At 47.2% G+C, this 18,888-nt stretch carries 11 protein-coding genes and 7 pseudogenes; 7 read left to right on the top strand and 11 right to left on the bottom strand.

Going from position 1 to position 18,888, the window contains the following annotated elements; all coding sequences use genetic code 11:
* Positions 1 to 48: 48 nt before the first annotated feature.
* Positions 49 to 1,239 (bottom strand): glycosyltransferase family 4 protein, encoded by a 1,191-nt coding sequence (locus NKJ07_RS01375; protein WP_318568813.1) that lies wholly within the window; start codon positions 1,237 to 1,239, stop codon positions 49 to 51.
* Positions 1,236 to 2,171 carry a glycosyltransferase family 2 protein gene (locus NKJ07_RS01370; protein ID WP_318568812.1) on the bottom strand — a complete coding sequence of 312 codons (936 nt, stop codon included), beginning with the start codon at positions 2,169 to 2,171 and terminating at the stop codon, positions 1,236 to 1,238. The genes NKJ07_RS01375 and NKJ07_RS01370 overlap by 4 nt, the downstream gene beginning before the upstream one ends.
* Positions 2,172 to 2,736: 565 nt before the next feature.
* On the opposite strand from NKJ07_RS01370, the pseudogene NKJ07_RS01365 reads away from it, so the two are divergent.
* The 4 genes and pseudogenes from NKJ07_RS01365 to NKJ07_RS01350 form a co-directional block, all read left to right on the top strand.
* Positions 2,737 to 2,850: pseudogene (locus NKJ07_RS01365) on the top strand (hypothetical protein); the annotation flags it as partial.
* 23 nt (positions 2,851 to 2,873) lie between these two features.
* Positions 2,874 to 3,071, top strand: a pseudogene (locus NKJ07_RS01360) (IS630 family transposase); the annotation flags it as partial.
* Positions 3,072 to 3,211: 140 nt separating this feature from the next.
* Positions 3,212 to 3,679 carry an IS630 family transposase gene (locus NKJ07_RS01355; protein ID WP_318568811.1) on the top strand — a complete coding sequence of 156 codons (468 nt, stop codon included), beginning with the start codon at positions 3,212 to 3,214 and terminating at the stop codon, positions 3,677 to 3,679.
* Positions 3,680 to 3,992: 313 nt separating this feature from the next.
* Positions 3,993 to 4,986: pseudogene (locus NKJ07_RS01350) on the top strand (transposase).
* A gap of 105 nt (positions 4,987 to 5,091) precedes the next feature.
* On the opposite strand, the pseudogene NKJ07_RS01345 reads toward NKJ07_RS01350, so the two are convergent.
* Positions 5,092 to 5,712, bottom strand: a pseudogene (locus NKJ07_RS01345) (IS6 family transposase).
* A 116-nt stretch (positions 5,713 to 5,828) separates the two neighbouring features.
* Here NKJ07_RS01345 and NKJ07_RS01340 point away from each other — a divergent pair.
* The gene (locus NKJ07_RS01340) at positions 5,829 to 7,154 is read left to right on the top strand and encodes a sulfatase (protein ID WP_318568810.1); all 1,326 of its coding nucleotides are present in this window, start codon (positions 5,829 to 5,831) and stop codon (positions 7,152 to 7,154) included.
* 487 nt (positions 7,155 to 7,641) lie between these two features.
* On the opposite strand, the gene NKJ07_RS01335 is transcribed toward NKJ07_RS01340, so the two are convergent.
* From NKJ07_RS01335 to NKJ07_RS24555, 3 genes and pseudogenes are all read right to left on the bottom strand, one after another.
* Positions 7,642 to 8,808 carry an ISH3 family transposase gene (locus tag NKJ07_RS01335; RefSeq protein WP_318568674.1) on the bottom strand — a complete coding sequence of 389 codons (1,167 nt, stop codon included), beginning with the start codon at positions 8,806 to 8,808 and terminating at the stop codon, positions 7,642 to 7,644.
* 172 nt (positions 8,809 to 8,980) lie between these two features.
* Positions 8,981 to 9,863: pseudogene (locus tag NKJ07_RS01330) on the bottom strand (IS1595 family transposase).
* 149 nt (positions 9,864 to 10,012) lie between these two features.
* On the bottom strand, positions 10,013 to 10,279 hold the full coding sequence (locus NKJ07_RS24555; RefSeq protein ID WP_484593987.1) for a DUF8044 family membrane protein: 267 nt from the start codon (positions 10,277 to 10,279) through the stop codon (positions 10,013 to 10,015).
* A gap of 95 nt (positions 10,280 to 10,374) precedes the next feature.
* On the opposite strand from NKJ07_RS24555, the pseudogene NKJ07_RS01325 reads away from it, so the two are divergent.
* Positions 10,375 to 11,043, top strand: a pseudogene (locus NKJ07_RS01325) (IS6 family transposase).
* Positions 11,044 to 11,058: 15 nt separating this feature from the next.
* On the opposite strand, the gene NKJ07_RS01320 reads toward NKJ07_RS01325, so the two are convergent.
* From NKJ07_RS01320 to NKJ07_RS01305, 4 genes are all read right to left on the bottom strand, one after another.
* A complete protein-coding gene (locus NKJ07_RS01320; RefSeq protein WP_318568809.1) occupies positions 11,059 to 11,880 on the bottom strand; it encodes a hypothetical protein in 822 nt (273 codons plus the stop codon).
* A 1,019-nt stretch (positions 11,881 to 12,899) separates the two neighbouring features.
* Positions 12,900 to 13,712: a glycosyltransferase family 2 protein gene (locus NKJ07_RS01315; protein ID WP_318568808.1), complete on the bottom strand. Its 813-nt coding sequence runs from the start codon at positions 13,710 to 13,712 to the stop codon at positions 12,900 to 12,902.
* A 24-nt stretch (positions 13,713 to 13,736) separates the two neighbouring features.
* Positions 13,737 to 15,143 carry a sulfatase gene (locus NKJ07_RS01310; RefSeq protein WP_318568807.1) on the bottom strand — a complete coding sequence of 469 codons (1,407 nt, stop codon included), beginning with the start codon at positions 15,141 to 15,143 and terminating at the stop codon, positions 13,737 to 13,739.
* A gap of 114 nt (positions 15,144 to 15,257) precedes the next feature.
* Positions 15,258 to 17,042, bottom strand: coding sequence for a hypothetical protein (locus tag NKJ07_RS01305; RefSeq protein ID WP_318568806.1), 1,785 nt, complete (start codon positions 17,040 to 17,042; stop codon positions 15,258 to 15,260).
* A 329-nt stretch (positions 17,043 to 17,371) separates the two neighbouring features.
* On the opposite strand from NKJ07_RS01305, the pseudogene NKJ07_RS01300 reads away from it, so the two are divergent.
* Positions 17,372 to 17,491 (top strand): annotated as a pseudogene (locus NKJ07_RS01300) (IS5/IS1182 family transposase); the annotation flags it as partial.
* A 473-nt stretch (positions 17,492 to 17,964) separates the two neighbouring features.
* Here NKJ07_RS01300 and NKJ07_RS01295 read toward each other — a convergent pair.
* Positions 17,965 to 18,522: an IS1096 element passenger TnpR family protein gene (locus NKJ07_RS01295; protein ID WP_318568805.1), complete on the bottom strand. Its 558-nt coding sequence runs from the start codon at positions 18,520 to 18,522 to the stop codon at positions 17,965 to 17,967.
* Positions 18,523 to 18,888: the final 366 nt, after the last annotated feature.

Genomic DNA, 18,888 nt, shown 5'->3' with positions numbered 1-18,888 from the left:
GCCGTGTGCCGAAACTACAGAGTCGAAAAATTTTCTACTGCGCTAACTCTACCTAATTAATCTTTTCACATTTCTTCGGTAGTTCGCAGATATATCCTCCCAAGTATGGTTTTCTTCAATATATTGGTGAGAGTTGACTTGGAGTCTCGCCCTGAGGTCATGGTTATGAAATAAGCGATAAATCTCACTATGAAACGATGAAAGATCAGAAATTAATGCGTTGTTTTTGTGGACTAAGCGATATCCGCGAGAACCAAATTTCGTGGTTATGACCGGCAGCCCTCTGGACATATAATCTAAGATTTTGATGTTACTTCCGCTTCCAAATCTAATTGGATTTAATCCAAAGTCAGAAATATTATATATGGACTCTAAGTCATCCACGAAACCCAGCATATTGATGTTTTCATAACTGTCAGTGAAGTGTTCGCATACAGAACCACAAACTACTATCTGAAACTCAATATCGGTATTAGACAATTTATTTGAAATATTAATTATTTGTTCGACCGCATCAATATTCGGAGCATATCCTGATCCGATGAAAACCCCAACGAATGCATTCTCGCGTACTCCGAACTTCTCATACTTCTTTGTACCCAAATCATCATCAAAACTGTCTCGAATATTTGACTCATAAGTCCCATTTGGCACGATTACCGATGGGAAATCAAGAGAATACCTAGTTTTGAGAGCGTCCTTGTCACGTTCTGTGGTACAAATTACTAAGTCAGAGCATTTTATTGATGTTTCTTCAATACGTCGGAGTTGCCTGAGAAACATACTGTCAGTCACAGTATTGTCATCGCCAGAAAACACTTCGTATTCAGCATTATGGCTTGAGAATATTAATGGAGTGCTTTCAGGAGTATGGTGTGCTATGCCGGGCATCTGCCATGGGCCCTCTACCTGAACGATATCCGCTTTTTGTAGTTCTTTAGCAAGAATTTTTGGGAGGGTCAATCGCAATGGGATACCTTGTAATATGTTTGGTTGACCAAACAACATTGGTGCTTTGGATACGAGAGATAATATTCCACATTCTCTAATTTCCTTGTAATTATGTTTAATTTCTATCTCATCTGGGCCAACGGTCAGTGGCAGACCGGGTGATCCCTGAGCATATCTGACCACTGAATCGCATTGGTTAATAAATGATAACAACAATCCATGTGACCTGTGAGTTCCTCCCGTTGAGGGCGGATAGACCTCTGAGCTGGTGATTTGGAGTAAGTTCATGGATACCTACCTCGATATCTAACACCGAGGATTCCATCGTAGGAACCAAGTAATAAAGCAATGATACTCATCCACTCTTTCTTATGTGCTCTGTCTAAAATATTGAGTAGGATCCAAATAAGTGAGAACATATAAAACAATAGTCCTATCTTATCATCATTATCGCGGTAGAAATGCCATCGATTTCTCGCCATGTAATATGATGGAATCGTCTTTCTCGCCCCAGCGGACGAACTTGATTCTCGATGGTAAATTATAGACTTTTGACTTGTCTTCACTTCGAATCCCGCTTCCGACACGCGGCAACAATACTCCACGTCTTCAAAGTATAGGAAATAGTCCTCCGGGATTCCACCGACTTCGCGAAAGACATCCGTTCGGATTAATGCGCTGCAGAAGGGAATGTAATCGTTTTGTAATATATCTTCGCTGTAGTTCTCATTTGACCGAAATATATCAAATAAATGTTGCGACTCTGATTGATGATACGGGTAGCCAATATTCCAGTTTATTTGCCCTTTTATGAACCAGACTTTGTTTATTTCTGGATAATGGAGGACTTTCGGGGTAATGATACCGATCTTAGTGTTTTCCTCAGCATCTTGAACAAGGTTTGTTAATAGATTCTGATCAGGGAATATCACATCGTTGTTCAAGACCCACGTATAGTCATAACTATAATTTTTCACTGGCTCTACGGCCCTGTTTACAGCTGCGCCAAATCCTTTATTTGAATCAACACCAATGAAATTCACATCAGGGAATCGTACTCGCAATTTCTTAAGAGATTCGTCGGTGGATCCATTGTCAACAACTGTAATATCGAAGTTTCGGTAAGAACTTTCTTTAAGTGATTTTATACAATTTGATGTGTCTTCATAATTCTCCCAGTTAATTATAATCGCGTTTACCGAAGGGTATTTTTTACTCATTTAGTAACGAATGACTGGTTTGATTGAGATTAGTCCACAAGGCTTGATTTAGTTCATTAATTCGGTGATGTCAAACACTGACTTTTATTATTACTATTGGATTTTGAGCTTACTCGCATTTATTAATTTCCATATCTATTGTGAGCCTACGTCCTATTTAATGTTCAACCGAGAAAATAATATACAGAGTAGTAGTTAATAATTGGTTCACGATATAAGAAAATCATTTTGACCAGGGCAAATTTCAAAACTTTCATTGCCAATTTATTTTGATATATTGTGCAATTTCTCATGTGTGTTCAGAGTTTTGGACCAAAGTTTATATATTCAACAACTTGAATCCGATCCTATCAATAATTTCATATGTCCGTTCAAATTTAATTTAAAAATTAATTGAATAAACAAAACATTAGACACCTCACAGAAAGATCTTCTGGACCCTTACCACCTTGCTAAACCAGGAAAGGAGGCACTGTCTAGTGGTGTTTCAACCGTGACGTGATAGCGTAAAACAGCTGCACGGCCTCTGGAACATCCTCATGGGTGGAAGCTGTATCTTGTCGAGTTGACGGATGAAGGGCGTGCAGAACTCGAAGCGCTCGTTTCAGCAGGTAACCACAGTGCCTGTGAACTCACCCGAGCACGCATCTTGTTGAAATCCGAGGAAGGCTGGAGCGATCCGAAGATCGCTGACGCGCTGGACTGTGGCCGTGCCACCGTCAGCGCACGCGGGAGCGCTTCTCCCGCGAGCGTCTCGGCACCATCGAACGGAAGAACCCTGACCACATCTACGCGCGCAAACTTGATGGCACCGCTGAAGCTCACCTTGTTGCGTTGGCGTGCAGCGAGCAGCCCGAAGGGCGCGCTAGCTGGACACTCCACCTCCTCGCAGACAGACTTGTCACGCTCGATGAGGTCGACGTCGAGTCGATCTCACACGAGACCGTTCGACAGATTCTCAAAAAACCAACTGTAGCCTCACCGATCCTCCCAGTGGGTGATCCTCCCTACCCGGCCAGAACGCCAAGTTCGTCTGCCGCATGGAAGATGTCCTCGCCCTCTACCACGAACCGTACGACAAAGACCGTCCAGTCGTCTGCTTCGACGAAACCAACAAACAACTCCTCAGGCACGTCCGCGAACCGCTCCCGGCGAAACCGGGAGCGGTCGCTCGCACCCATTACACGTACCTGCGATCTGGAACGCGCAACCTCTTCGTAATCAGTGAACCGCTGGTCGGCTGGCGGCACGTCGATGTGACCAGGAAGCGAACCAAAGTCGAGTTCGTCGAGCAGATGCGCCAACTCGTCGATGAGCACTACCCGGATGCGGCTCGTATCCGATTGGTGCTTGACAACTTCAGCACTCACACCGAGTACGCGTTCTACGAGTTCCTCCCGCCGACTGAGGCTCGTCGACCGCTTGAGAAGTTTGAGTTTCACTTCACTCCACCACACGGAAGCTGGCTCAATATGGAGGAAATCGAACTCAGCGCACTCGCGCCTTAGTTTCTCGACCGTCGGATGTCCGACGCAGCGACCCTCCGTTCGGAGGTCGCTGCGTGGGAAAGGACCAAGAACGAGGCGGATTCGACTATCGACTGGCAGTTCACGACTGACGACGCACGCATCAAACTCCGCAGGCTCAACCCTGTCTCAGTTGATAGTTGAAGCACCACTAGTGGACCCTCCAGTAAATTCGTACGGGAATTCAATTGTTCTGGGTGAACAAGGCGAACCGGCGAAAGGAGGCTGGATTTTTCCTAGCGGGTGGAGCGTGTCATAGAAAGCCTCCCAAAGGAGGCCGCAGGGCTTGGAAACTGTGTCCAGCAGCACTAACGCCCTGCAAGACGTAGCTTCGGCCAACGACTTCTTGAATGCGGCGGCGACCGAGACAGTACCGCTGTTCAAGCATCTTAAGTTCGAGTTTTTGATTGAGTGCGACGTGTTCGCCCCCGCTTCGAGGGGGCGAACACGAGTGCATCAGCCACCAGACCTCTTCTGCGGCTTTCTGCACTGCTATTACAAGGACATCTACGGTACACGTCCGGTTACACGAAAACTCCAGCACGCACTCGTGTGGTACTACTGCGGACTCACCAAACCGCCATCCAGAGACACGATTGATCCCTTTCTCACTGACCTCCAACACGTCACCGACGATGTCTTCGACAGGCTCGTCGAGCAGGCCGTCGCCCCGCGGCCTGCTCGACTCCACGTACTCAATCGGTTTGACCCACGTCGAAGCAATCCAGTACAACGACACTGCATCGTGGAACTACGATCCAACAGCGGAGGGGTACTACTACGGTTTCGGCTGTACGATCGTCTCGACCGGCGCAAAGATCCCGATTGCAGCCGAATTTATACAGACCAAACAAACAGATCAAGAGACAGCGATGCGCGTCACGCGTGACGCGCTCACCGTTGATACACCGATCTGGATGCTTGGAGACAGCGTCTACGATATCCTCGATTAGCACGACCACCTGCTGGCCGCAGGGGTCGTGCCAATCGCCCCGTACAACGCGCGAAACACCGACGATCCACTCGGTGTCGAGTACAGGATCGAGAATTGCATCGCCGAACACAGCGAGGGCGTTCAGCTGAAGCAATCCATCTTGGACGAGAAGTATAACGACCGGACAGGAGTCGAGCGAACCAACGACGCAATTAAAGACTGCGGCCTCGGCCACGTCCGCGCCCGAGGCCGCGTCCACGCACGAACAGAAGTGTTCGTTGCGCTCTGCCTACGGCTCGTCTTTGCCGTCACCAACTACGAGCGGGGAAGCGATCCGGGCTGTGAGAAATTATGAGATGGATTCTATGACACGCTCAGCGGATGAGTTGAACGAGGGAAATCCGGACGGGATGTAATATTTGATTATTAAATATACCTCGTGTTAGCTTTAGCATCGATTCTACCAGACAGCGAAGGCTTTCAGCCATGAGTCAACTGTCGGCAACTGTGCGTTCGAGAGCGTATTTGAGAACAAAAAATTTCGTCGTTATACCCCACGAACGACACGTTTGATGGCGTTCCGATTGCCATGGCGGCTCACTCGAAATCGGAGGCCAAGTCGCCCCAGCGCGTTCTTGAGATGGTGCGAGTCATCGACGAGAAACGTCACGTCTGAGACCTGCTGTTTCTCGTGGAGTTCGCGAAGGAACAGCAGTGTGAGCTGCGTCGTGCGCGTCTGAAACAACCGTACATGGAGGAATTGATTCGTGTCGGGATCGACCGCAGCGTACAGCCAGTGACGCTGGCCGTTGACACGGATCAGTGTCTCGTCGACCGCAATCTGATCCGGTTCTACGTCCCTGTTGGGTTGTAAATCGGCATTCCGCACCCAGTCGTGAATTGCAGTTCGGCTTCGCTTGACACCCAACCTCTCAAGATATTGTTTATTATTAGAGAGCGACAAACCAGCGAGGTGGAGTTGAATACCCACTTGAATCGCGACCTCGGGTGTCCGTTCTCGCTCCACAAACTCCAAGTTGATCCAATCGGTATTTCGGTTGAGGCGGTTGAATTCGGGCATAGAACATTCGAACTTCGACCGCCTCGTCCCTAACTTAACACGAACGAAATATGTTAGAATGATTTTATAAACATTAACTCCGGGATTTATAAACACATATACACTGCTAGTTATCAATGACGCAAAAAAATAGTTTACTCATAACAATCGATTCGCTACGGTCGGATTATTCAAACGAGGACACACCATGTTTGGTGTCAGCCACTGGAGACGGAGTAAAATTCAGTAGTGCCTTTGCGACTGGTCCCGGTACCACCCCGTCTTTCCCTGCGATGCTTACGGGAACGCTACCGCTCTCGTACGAAGGGCTTGGTCCTCTCGCTGATGACCGACCGAGAGTCAGTACCTTTCTTAATGACGCCGGACTAACTACAGGTGGATTCCAGTGTAACCCCTTCCTTTCGAGCCACTTCAACTATGACGTCGGATTTGACACGTTCGAAGACTATCAGAATCCTTTGATGGGAATTGCGACAAAGGTGTTCCCGCGTGGGATAGAGATTAACAACCCTAAAATTAAGCGTGTTGACGATATGCTTCACTTCACCGATGTCATTAAGAAGTCTTACCAATTAATCAAAGGAAAACCACGTCCGTATGTCAGCGCGGACGTAATTACCGACGATACAATTGACTGGATTAAAAAGACCAGTACTCCGTTTCACGTATGGACGCATTATATGGACGTTCATCACCCGTGCTTCCCTCCTAAGCAGTACCGTCGCGAGTACGGAGTCGGGAATGTTACACAGAACGATGTATCGGAGTGGTACTCCGCCCTCTTGAAGGAACCCGAAGCGCTCTCGGATACAGAAATTTGTAACCTACGAAAGCTCTATGACGCGGCGATTGCTTACGTTGACAATCAGATTCAACGAATTATAGATACGTTACGAACTGAAGGCCTATACGATGACACACTTATTATCATCACCTCAGATCACGGTGAACTCTTTGGTAGCCACGGTCAGTACGGAAAGCCAGAGAGGATGTACGACGAACTCTTACATGTCCCTCTCATAGTCGTGAACGGACCGGACTACCTTTACGATGCGAAGGACCAAATGATAAGTTTACTTGATATACCACCACTCATTCATAAATCTCTCGGAATAAACGTTCCTAGCGAGTATGAAGGACAGATTCCTGGCTTTGACGAGGCACGCGAGTATATTATGGCAGAACACGAGGTACATGGAGAGGTTATCGTCGGTGCTCGTTCTAATGATTGGCTGTACGAGGGTGATGAGATTGCCGGCGAACATCGATTGTTTGACCTCCGTAACGGAATTGAGCAGGTCGATACCTCGACGGCAGGAGGAGAATTAGTGAGAAGTGCTGTCCTTTCACGTCTTAACGAGCTCGATGTTGAAGCTCGGTACCTCCAAGAGGACATGGACTCCGAGGTTGAGGAGCGGCTTGAAAGCTTGGGGTACAAATAAAAGGCCACCCAACTTATCACTAGTCAACACAGAACTCCTCCGACTACAGCGTAATTACAACAGACATATAATAGATTAAAAATTCTAGATTGGGATGATGACTTTATAAAAAACGAGGTTTGAACTGTATATATTGCTACTCATCTTGACTATAATCTTGTCCAAGAAAAAATCCCATAGCAGGGAGTGGAAAGAGTTTACCAGCGGCTTCCAAATTATCTAGATACTCTCAAATATTTTAATTTTTGTGATGTCATTTATTTTCTTCTTTGCAATCAAACGCGTATATCTGCCATCAAAAATCAGTACCTCACAAAGGATCCTCGGCTAGCTGTTTCTGAAGCCTGAGTTCTGTGGCGGAGCGGTTGCACTGGGGGTCTCGACGTGAGAATTTTGGGCGAACCGATGGAGAGCTGTCGCTGTCGGCGGCGGCTGCCGCCGACGCGACAGCGTCGCCACTCACACCGCTGGTTAGCCCAGTCGGAGATTACCGGCTAAATCGGTCGTCCGGTGGCCGGTTTGCGGGGACGGCCCGACGCGTCGCGAGGGCCGTCCACGCTGCGCGTCGCATCATGTTGGTGAACTCCTTGTACGACCACTCCCAGAGGCGACGCCCGCCTCGGCGGGGCATCGCCACGTACTCCCAGTGCAGATACCGCCACACGTTCTGTAACAGCAAACTCACCACGACGTATAACAGCCGTACGACCGGATTCTGTGTCGTAGTCGTCGCAATCGTTTGCTCGGAGAGCCGGTAGCTTGCCTCGATACCGAAGCGTTTCGCGTAGTGGTATCGGGCGTCTCGTGGAGTGTTGATGAACGGCGCGTCAGCGGCATAGCCGTGACGCGCCACCCCATGCCCGTCGTACCTCCCGTTCTGGTAGGTGCAGTCGATGTAGACGGGAAACTCGACGGTCCAGCTGTGACCGTCGAGTTTCGCCGTCAGGTTGTGCTGAATCACGCGACTCCAGCCTTCCGAGAGTTCTCGCTTGATCGTCCGTCCCCAGCGGACGATCGGCATGACGTACGCGTGGTTGTGCGCGTGAAGCAGTGTCAAACACTTGCTGTCGTAGAATTCGCGGTCAAGATAGACGGCCTTGACGTCGAGGTCAAGGCCGTCGAGGATCCCGAGAAACTCTGCGAGGACGCTACTGGCGGTGTCGCCGTCTTCGAGACGGCGCACCGCCAGCGTGTAGCGTTTGTTCTTCACGCGTGCGTACAGCGTCGCGTACGCGTGGAACGCGGTCGTTCCACGTTTCGCTTCCGAGTGGTAGAGGCCCTCTGTGTCGTCTTCGTCACCGTAGTAGGGTCGCAGGTGGAGGTCCGCAACGACCTCCACCTGCTCGGGGAGGACGTCGAGAACGTCCTTCTGGAGGAGCGTGTTCCCGACTTGTTCGAGCGTCTCGAGGTCGAACTTAGTGCGGAGATGGTAGAGAACCGAGTTTTCGTGGGGTGCATCTTCGCTTCTCTTACAGAGCGTCGAGACCGAGGTCCCGTCGGCGCACGCGCCGACGAGGACCTCGTAGATGTCTTCAGCGTCGATCTCAGCGTTTTCAGCGAATGTAAGAGCAACTTCCTCGTCAAGGGAGTTGACGAGGAAGTTAAGAAGCTGGTCCTCGTGAATCTCACCGTCTGCTTGCTGGGTCGTAGACACACCTTCAGCAAGCAGACGTCTCAACTAACCGGCTTTGTGATGTACTGAAAATACCATGCGCCGGATTTCTTTAGCGATGGTTATGGAATGATTGCGCCCCTCGAGCGTCCAGACAGTGATAGTTGGGCTTTTCATCTCAAAGAACGCTCTTATGGCGTAGATTGTTGGTGAGTCACAGCGCAGTTTCGAGGATCGTTTTGAGCGCTTCTTTACCGGGTTTCGGAAGACTTCACGATGGAGCTGAAACGCTCGGATATATGATGTGAGTCTATCTTTGGAGACACCTCGGTGAGGCGAGAGCCAGAGTCGCAGGAGCGACCCGTGGCTCTCGCAAATGTTGATGTGGGTCTCGTCATCGGCGTATTCGCTGTCGCTGTGAACGACGAACTCACGCTGGAACTCATCGTCGTCTTCGAGCGGGTCGTAGGCTCGAAATCCGTCGGTGTAGACGGTGAGCGACTCCTGCTCGTGATTAGCGAGCAGGAGTCGCACATTCGATTCGTCGGCGGATTTGGCTGGCACGACGTACCGTTCGTCAGTACCGCGATCGACCAGCGTGAACACGGGTGGTTTGTCGTCTTCATACGTTCCTCGCCCGCGTGTAGACAGGGCACGCGAGCGGGACGTCTGGTCCCGCTCGCGACCTTTTAGCCCAGCAAAGACGTACACCTCGTCGATCTCGACTGGCCCAGACAGCCGTACCGAAGGCGTGTCGAGCGCTCTGGCGAAGCGCTTGACACGCTGTCTCACGTCCTGTAAGAAAGCTCGAGTTCTGCTTCGATTTGTCGAATGCTTGTGTTGAACCGTAAGAAGACGTAAATCGTGAAGTAACCCTCTTTCAGCTTGAGCTTTGAGTGAGAGAAGATCGTGCCAGTCTTGTCATTGAGCGTGCGACCGCAATTCTTACACAAATACCGCTGATACACCCGATAGCTGCCGTTTCTGACCGTCAGGTCAGAACGGCAGCGAGGGCACTCAACACCATCACGCCAGCGAACCTGTTGCAGCAGGTCCGCTGGAGCCGATTCGGACACGAATCGGTTTACTGGGAACATGTCGGGCACCGCTGACGCGGTGCCCTTGCCCTCTTCGACTTTCAGCCACTGCTCTCACCGTCAACAATCTGCTTCCTAAGAGCGTTATACAATTTTGTGGCGACGCTGAAACATGTGATTGAGTCTATATGGTCGCTGCCATTTTGGGGTTAGAGTATTTCAACAACTTTCAAGAGTTGTTTGATAATTATAATTGTGGATCCTACCAGTCCGACCACGAAGCTCAATAAAAATATCTTCTTTCGCAGTAGATGTCTGTAAGATAGCATCAGAATATCGGCCGTAATAAGAAAACCGATAGTAGACGTGACGAAATACAGCTCATATGAGAATGATTCAGTCAAGATTAGCAATACAGACGTAGTTACCATCCATATAATCTGACCGAGAATCAACCGTATCTTATCAGTAGCCATGTTAGTTTATTGTAGGGCTGATACTTTGTCTTTTCCGGCACTGTCTAGTTAGGCCAGTTTGAGAAGCGAGCAGGTCTTAGAGTTTGGTTGGGCCAATTCTCGAAGACCTGCTCGGCGAGTGCTTCGCGACAGAATTAAAAGAATGTTGGGAGCGTGAGCGGACGGCGACGCCCGTCAGGGCGCTCGCCGTCCGCCTCCACGCGACCGGTTGTTCTCTCAGAGAGACAAGAGAGATTCTGCATCTCCTCGGCGCAGAACGGTCTCATCAGGCGATCTGGCAGTGGGTACATCGGCCGGCTGAAAGCGTTCCCGACCCGTCGTCGGCGCAGCCGACGCGGGTCGCGGTCGACGAGATCGCTGTCAAAATCAACGGCGAGTGGTCGTGGTTGTGTGCTGCAATAGACGTCGACTCAAAGCTCTGCTCGGCGTCGATCTCTTCAAACGGTGTGGTACCGATCCAGCAACCGAGTTCTTTCGTCAACCCACCGAGAAACGTGATCTCTCAAACGCCGAGCTTCTCGTCGACGGCTACAGCTATCTGACTGCCCTCTTTCGATTAGACTTGAGCGGTTATCTGGACTACGTGGACCGAAACCTCATCGAAAAGTGGTTTCACACCCTCAAAATGAGGATCGACCGCTTCCATAATTCGTGGATCGGCAGTCGGGCTGCCGTCGCCCAATGGCTTGCGCAGTTCGCGTACTACTATAACTTTCAGCGACCGGGCGCTAAATGATCGAACGCCAGCTGAGGCTGTTAACTAGAAAGTGCCCAGCTAATCAAAACCGTTTAACTTTTTCGTTCCATAATAATCCCACATCACCTGAGGAGTATATCTTGTTCGAGTCAATAATTGAGTGATTTATGTAACTTTCTGACATTAATATGTCTGTAGTTTTCAAATCTCCATGTTTGCTTGCACGATACTTTCCCCAACTATAACGATATAAGAAGGCTCCCTTTGGCAGAATCACATTGCCATTGGATATATTAACCTCTTGGTGAGCTGTACCTCCAGTATAGTTCACATAATAAGAAGTAATTCGGAATGTCGTAAGTGTGGTATCAAACCGGGTTGAAAAATCAGAAACATGACTCAACCTAACACTTTCTGCCTCTGAAATCACGTATTGAAACCTGTGCCCATCACTACTCTCATGAATAGGAGTGTACCCAAACGCTACAGCCGGTGAAAGCGTAATCATCGTAACGACTGAAAGAATGAGAATAATATCTGAGTACCTTGTCCTAGCCAATCCTTTGCATATTCCAATACTGAGCAATGGAATTGTCAGAAATGCCATAAAGAATCTCCCCCTTGTCAGCCCCACTATTGAGATGGGAAGTGGTAGTATAGAAAATGAACAAATAATCCCCATTAGTCCTTCTCCATGGTCTCTTTCGCGCTGCCAATAGTATAAGGAAATTAAAAGTACAACGCAAACGGCTATATAGTATACACCTCTGAGCGAAATAAGATACCATATAGTGGAGCCAATCGTCGCCTGTCCTTTTGTAGTACCTAAATAAACAACCTCGGCAGACGTAGATCCGTTCTGAGTGAAAATTTTATCGAGAAGCTCGATTGTTGCCCGTTTCAAGCTAATAACAAATTGATTGGCAAAAAATATGATATATATCGAAACAGCTCCACTTATTGGTAGCAAGGCCTTTTTCTGAAATTCAACAAAATAACTCGCAAGAAAATACAATAGTATGAACACAACCGCTGAAAGATGGTGAGTTAGTAAAAGTGAACAACAAAATATATACATTAGGATATTGATGCGTGGAGTCCGGTCACTCAGCAGGATAGAGAAAATAAGTAATCCGAAAATGGTAGCCAATGTTTGAGGGAACAGTATCGGGATGTGAAATGTAATTGGAAAAAGCGCGACTAATACCAAGACCCCAATGGTAGCTGGCTTTTCTCCTGACAATCGGAATGTGAATTGGTAAGTCACCAATATTAATGTGAATCCGAACGCAATTTGGGATAAAACCGCGCTATAGTACGTCTTCGTACCTGTTACTAGAGATGTAATCGAAATTAAGGTGAATAGATTAGGGAAATTAACATATCTAGTGTCAATTCCTGATAACCCGCCAGTTTCGATGATTGACTTTACATTGGGATAGTGCTGCCAAAGAGGATCAATGTTACCTACTATCATTCCGGAATTTAGAACCAAATGTATAAATATAATTGCAATAGCAATTGATGAACTTATCATGGCGAACACTGGGCCCGCTCCGTTGTTCAGCCCTGAGGCAGCAAAGAATGATACTACTGCCAGTGCGATAAACAATGATTGAATCGGTATATGTCCAAGGTTAGATATAGAAAAATATATCAACAGTACTGAAATCATTATTTTAAATCGTTGATTTTCGCTAAGATTATCACCTGTACCGGACGAATACGTGGATATAAGCACAATTAGACAACCGACAATTAGAAATGAGGCTTTTACAGCTAAGATAGGGTCGATGAACACAAATATATTAACCACAATAATGACCGAAATAAAGAGTGCAGCGAGCTCAAAATACTCGTGGAATATTCTCGTCTGAAAATGTCGGTTCATGAATATAACATTTAATTTAGGTTAAGTTGAGATCAACTCCAATCTTGAAGTACCTTTTGCTTTTCATGGTCATATTTTGCATTGATGTCTTCTTCACTTCCAACGACATGTGCTTCCCTTGCTTTCAGATAGCTTAAAAAAACGTACCACGCTTGGAGTATCGAAAGTATCAGTCCAGTGACCCCAGATCGGAATCCAGTTTGGATGAAGTACCTATTAACAAATTCGAGGATAGAACGTGATACCATTCCCCAATTTGTGTATTCAATCTGTTCTGACTCAATAGTAGTATATTTATTAATTCTATCAATTTTGTCATGCAGGTTGGTGTGGTTAAAATGACGGATAGCAATGTCAGGGTCCTGTTCCATTTTGATGGATGCAGTCTCCTCATCAAAATTGATGAAGTCGTGAACGTCATCGGATAGATTGGCTTGCTTCTTACGGAACAGTATTGGGCGATAGTCGGGCCAGAATCCAGCGTTATCTATCCATTCACCTAGACTAAAATTCATTCGAGGTGCATATATGACGTCGGCCTCACTATTCTTGGCGAGCCGCTCAAGCCGGTTAGCCAATTTTTTAGGAATCATCTCGTCTGCGTCCAGCATGCAAATCCATTCATTGCTCGCCTCTTCAATCGCGATTTTTCTGGCAGGATCTCCATATCCAGCGGGTTCATCCATATACACTTTGTTAGTATACTCTTTCGCAAGACTGACTGTTTGGTCATTACTATATCCGTCTACGATGATTATCTCATCACACCACTCGAGAGTCTCTAGGCAGTTTTCGATATTTTCCTCTTCATTCAGCGTCACAACCATCGCGGAGACATCATTCATGATTGAATTGTTTCCTCCGTGACGTTAAATATATCCTAGGTCTTTCAGTCTTTTCTGTGTGTCAGCATTCATCCCGGCCTGGTTTGGTTCATCATTCATTGACACATCAATTTCAAGAATTTCATCTTCTAAATGTCTCATTTCGGGAGGAATTTTGTCATAGGTCCATTCGAAATCGTCTATCAAGGACTTAATACTACAGTCATCTAAATTCTTAACGTATTTCGTATCGTTCAGCGCTATTGAGATGAACCCTTTATTGGGGATACTATCTAAATCTGAGTAACCTTCCTCATGTGCTCCGTGTGATTCGGCAGCAACGGGACTATCACCTCCAGCGATTTTCTTATTTGCAGATCTTTTCAATAAATCCGACCCAGATTGAAACTGTTCCGAAATAGATTCGAGTAAATAATATGGAACTTCTCCTATAGAGATTGTAGTGTCTCGGTCTGGCCACCTGTCAATATATTGGCTTGGTCCAGAGACTATCACTGGTATTCGTATCAGTTCGTCTGATAAGTATGTTCCGTGGCCCCAGAACCCATTTTCACCCAGTGATTGGCCGTGATCGGATAGGATAATTATAATAGACTCTTCCAATACATTCCTACTCTCGAGCCATTTCAACAATTCACCAATACATGAATCTAGGTACGTCACGGAGGCATTGTATATTGATTCAATCGCTTCTGATTGATAATCATCTATCTCGTTTTGATTGAGACTATCTAAGTTCCATGAGATAGAGCCCTGCACACCAAATTCCTCTTCGTGCAGATACTTTTCATGAATTCTGTATGGTTCGTGCACGTCCATATAATTCACAAACATGTAGAACGGCCTATCCTGCGAACCTATGTCAATTTCTTCGAATATTCTCGAATTCACATCTTCTGCACTTGCACTCGGGTGCTTCGGCTTGAGATAATTGAATATACGATTCGGCATTATCCCACGGACGAACCTCTTAATACCATCCTCAACAGATGGGAAAATACTGGTTTGATATTCTGAATTATTACGAGCGGATATTTCACACTTCATTGCGAATAATCCTGGGTGTATGTCATAAAATCGGTCAAATCCAGAGGAAAATCCGAACTCATCACTGACCCAGGGGTTAGCTGAGAATCCGACCGAGGTATAATCTAGCGATGATAATTGGCCAGCCAGCGTTCCTTCCCGTTCAATATCAAACCGTTTATTCAAGCACGTTGCAGCGTGTTCAGAAGGGTACCTTCCAGAAAAAAAGGAACCATGTGCTGGGACAGTCCAGGATCCCGTAGAATAACTGTTCGAATACGATACCCCCTGATCAGCTAATCTGTCGATATTCTTGGTATCAAGACTAAAATTATCATTCGCCGTGTCCATAACTCTGTCATATCTTAAACAGTCTGCTACAATCGTTATAATATTTGGTTTCATGTGTGATATAATGTATTTGTCTTGAATCTCTTTCTTGATTGTAATAAAGGCAGTGCTTCTATATTTGTTGATGAATCACTGAGCTAATTTTCGTTCACCCTTTGGAGGTTATTTTCAGTCAAACTGTATGCTACCGGTTTTTACCTCACCGCTTGATGTTTTAACTCTTACTAGCATTTTATCACCACTATCGTCCATACTAAATGCAGCCTCGTTCTTGTTTAAGTCGTCATCGCTAATCGTGGGCCCCCGATTCAATGGAAATACAAATTCTGTCGTGCCACCAGCAACTCGAGCGATTCTTGGAGTCAAGGTTTCTCCGCCAGCACCAATGTGAATTACATTGTGGGCTGAAGATGTTGAATTCAGACCAATAGCGATTCCCGAACCGTCTTTGGAGACTTTTGCACCTCTACCTATAGCGACCCCGAATTTTTTAGCTAAGGCCTGTTCGCCAATGGCTACACCATATTCCCCTTGAGACTTAGCATTCCGTCCGAGAACGGTACTTCCCGGGTGGGAGTTATCGGTTGAATTCCATCCGACTGATGTTGAGAAACTGCCCTTGGCGGATGCGTTTTTACCGACTGCGAAGGATGAATCACCTAAATTCGAGTCCGATTTTACTTCAAGCAGACTGTGCTCACCATCAGAAATAATGAATCTGTCAGATTTCGACAGCTGCGGAGAGTTTATGCCCGAGCCTGTGCCAGGACCCATGGCAAAAATTGCGTCATCCTGGGTGAAACGAGAGTAGTCGGTATCTAAAACAGACCATGGGTTGATTATCATTGGAGATTGCCCAAATTTTTCTCCGGTTCTAAAGAAGACTGTATTAATTTCTTCTCCAGTAGATTTCTCGCCCTTTGGGTTGGATATGCTGGATCCACCCATTGCTGCGTCCAAGTAGAAGGCAATCGCGTCATCCTTAGCGAGAAACACCGTGGGTTGATGAATAGTAGAATTCTGGACAATCCCGCGGAATCTAATACCAATATTCCTAATCAAACGCGCGGTTATTGACTGAATCTCGATTCCATCGAAGGAATCTGTCCCTTCACCACCTGATACACTACTAGGAACAAAATCTATCGCGATATCAGAACTCCAAATGTCACAAGGTCCGATTATGAGATCCTCACTAAAAGAATTGTAATTGCGAACTTCGAAGGCTTTTATTAATTTATTTGATGTTCCTTTACTAAAGTAGCGCTCTACGCGAGAGGGTGCAATTGTTGCTAAAGTAGAATCTTGAAGACGGCAGAAACCATCTAAATCACTGTTGATTTGGCCTTGTCCATTAAAGTATCCCCCAGTCATTTTAAATGCTTGACCATTGTTGACTGCATTTATTGATGACGTCGTGTTGATTATCAGTGTCCATCCGGGCACCGAGGTGTCATGTTCAATAGCTACTGTATCGTCGATGTCAATATGTATCCCAGCATATTCAGATGGGTCAATAGTCAGTGACTTATCCCAAACCCAATTTGACCCGTCATGCTTAGGTGTTATGCGTATTCGGCCCTGGCCATCCTGATTATACTTTATCCAGTTTAACGCCTCTTCAATTTTGGAAGCCAAACCCGATCCCTCAAAATTTCTTGCGTAAACAACACCATTGGTTTGGTTAGTTTCGGCCGAGACAGGATTACCTTCTGAGCCCAAATTGTTTAATTTCTTCCAAGAGTCTGATTCCCTATTAAAAATCAACCACTGGCCTATATCATGAGCGAAGAGCAACTGATTATTTAAGGGGTTATAATTATCACGATTAGAGTATTTAGCAACTATTGGTAATTTCCCATCGATTAGGTCATAATTCTTATTCAGTGGGACGTGCCAATCAAGTGATCCTTTGGTAGGTTGACTCAGGGAGAAGTTCGGAGTTTCTTCCATAACACCGCATGCTTTTCGTCGTACTTCATATATTCTATCTAAGAATCAACTGAGATAACAGTGGAATAGTAGAGACGACACAACAATCAGCTACAGTATCTAACATTAAGAGTGCTGGTGTTATAGAACGTCGTTTGATGTAGCTTGATGCCTCCATTGGCAGTCAATATTATCTTCAGGTTCAGTTTCCCGGTATTTCCTATCTCCTATCAAGATGTGGACGCATTCTCATTAGGTTCTTTATAAACTACGGGTTTCGTATAACCAAATCTTCGAGAGTGTCATAGAACGAGCAGAACACCAAAGAGCAGGGTGAACGCTGAGGTGGTATGAGCCCAACGACCCCGCAAGATCACCCTTCGGTAGACTCGTTCTTCAATGGCGTGGAGACAGAGACGCTAGCGTTGTTTGAGCATCTCTCCTTCGAATTTCTCGAAGAGTTCGACGTGGACGTGTTCAGGCTGTTCGTTCAGGATGGCCTCGTGCCGAAAGATCTCGCACTGAAGACCGGTCGGCGGGTACGAGCGAACGATCCGCGAGTGGCGGGAGTTCATACTGTCGAACGGTCGGCACCCGACGTGCTTGAACGAAGACCACGTGAAGCGGCTCGTCCTTCGTGAACTGAACGAGAAGGGTAATCCCCCGATCGTGCCCCTCTATTTGTATACGTCCACGGTGTCATCAACGAGCGCGACTCCCGCAGAGTCCGTGTCAATTTGAGTGATGCATATGCCATGCGTGTTTTATCTCAATAGAATGATTCCAGAGAGAAGATCCATCACGTCCGCCGTTCAATCGCCTCTCCGAGGCCGATGTGGCTGCACTGCGCAAGGCAGTCACAGAACCACGCCACGTCAAGGCCGAAAACTGGACTACCGGTACTGAGAAACGAACGACCCTGAGCAATAGAAGAGCGAACCAATCAACGGAAGATCGTCATACCGACCTGGGGGTGTGTCGGTGGGCTCGTACCCTGTTCACGGACTACTTTCGGGTCACTCCTCTGCCCTCCCTTGCGGGTTTGTTGCAGTTCTATGTGGTGATCGTAACTGTGTCCAGGATTGAACCGATAGCGCAACGAATGAAGCTCCGTGGGATCAATTCTACTGATGGGGATTTCGGCGCTCTCGTACTCCGTCACTGAATCAGCTTGATCGCTCTGGAACCACGTACCCGCCCTGCTGTCGGTCGCTGGACGGATGCTCTGGATAAGACGGTCAGCTCTGGATCTGGTCTGTCTCGACTCTTCGCCAGGTGCTTTCGGGGGACTATATCGATTTTGGAGACCGCTCTCGGTGTCATGCACGACAAACTCGTAGTCGCGGATGTTCCACCAATCGAACGCATCAGCGATTGTCTCATGAAGCGCAACCAGTGTTTGTGAGTCATCGATTTCGATCTCACGCCAGACATCCATGTGGGGCATGAAGCCTACTGCTGGATTCGGAAGCACCCATACACGGAAAATGTATGTTTTCATGGATGACATGCTACGAACTCTCGATTTCAGTCCAACATGTGAGGCTGATGACTGTATATACCATCCAAAAAACGACCTTGCTACTTAATATTTGACTTATTTTTGCTGTATCTGACTATTCTCATCCCAAACTCGGACCGGTCCAACCGTGCTTGTGGAGCGGAACAGCCACGATTCTCGTTTCTCTCGCGTCTCGGGGTAGGTATAGTTCAAAATGGCGTGGTCTCCGCGGGTTCGGTCGTATCTGTAGCCGTACGTCTGGAGCACTTGACGATCTCCCTGTCCGAGGAGTCCGTGACACCATGGATCAGGATTCGAACGACGGTGCGTCAGGTTTGGGTGCCGGGATATCGTCGTCACAGCCCT

Origin of the sequence: Salinigranum marinum, from assembly GCF_024228675.1 — an archaeon.
GTDB lineage: Archaea > Halobacteriota > Halobacteria > Halobacteriales > Haloferacaceae > Salinigranum > Salinigranum marinum.
This window is presented reverse-complemented; position numbering and strand designations above follow the sequence as displayed.

Coding starts and splice junctions, on each gene's coding strand:
- NKJ07_RS01375 (WP_318568813.1), bottom strand. CDS start 1,239: ATGAACTTACTCCAAATCACCAGCTCAGAGGTCTATCCGCCCTCAACG.
- NKJ07_RS01370 (WP_318568812.1), bottom strand. CDS start 2,171: ATGAGTAAAAAATACCCTTCGGTAAACGCGATTATAATTAACTGGGAG.
- NKJ07_RS01355 (WP_318568811.1), top strand. CDS start 3,212: ATGGAAGATGTCCTCGCCCTCTACCACGAACCGTACGACAAAGACCGT.
- NKJ07_RS01340 (WP_318568810.1), top strand. CDS start 5,829: ATGACGCAAAAAAATAGTTTACTCATAACAATCGATTCGCTACGGTCG.
- NKJ07_RS24555 (WP_484593987.1), bottom strand. CDS start 10,279: ATGGCTACTGATAAGATACGGTTGATTCTCGGTCAGATTATATGGATG.
- NKJ07_RS01315 (WP_318568808.1), bottom strand. CDS start 13,712: ATGAATGATGTCTCCGCGATGGTTGTGACGCTGAATGAAGAGGAAAAT.
- NKJ07_RS01310 (WP_318568807.1), bottom strand. CDS start 15,143: ATGAAACCAAATATTATAACGATTGTAGCAGACTGTTTAAGATATGAC.
- NKJ07_RS01305 (WP_318568806.1), bottom strand. CDS start 17,042: ATGGAAGAAACTCCGAACTTCTCCCTGAGTCAACCTACCAAAGGATCA.
- NKJ07_RS01295 (WP_318568805.1), bottom strand. CDS start 18,522: ATGAAAACATACATTTTCCGTGTATGGGTGCTTCCGAATCCAGCAGTA.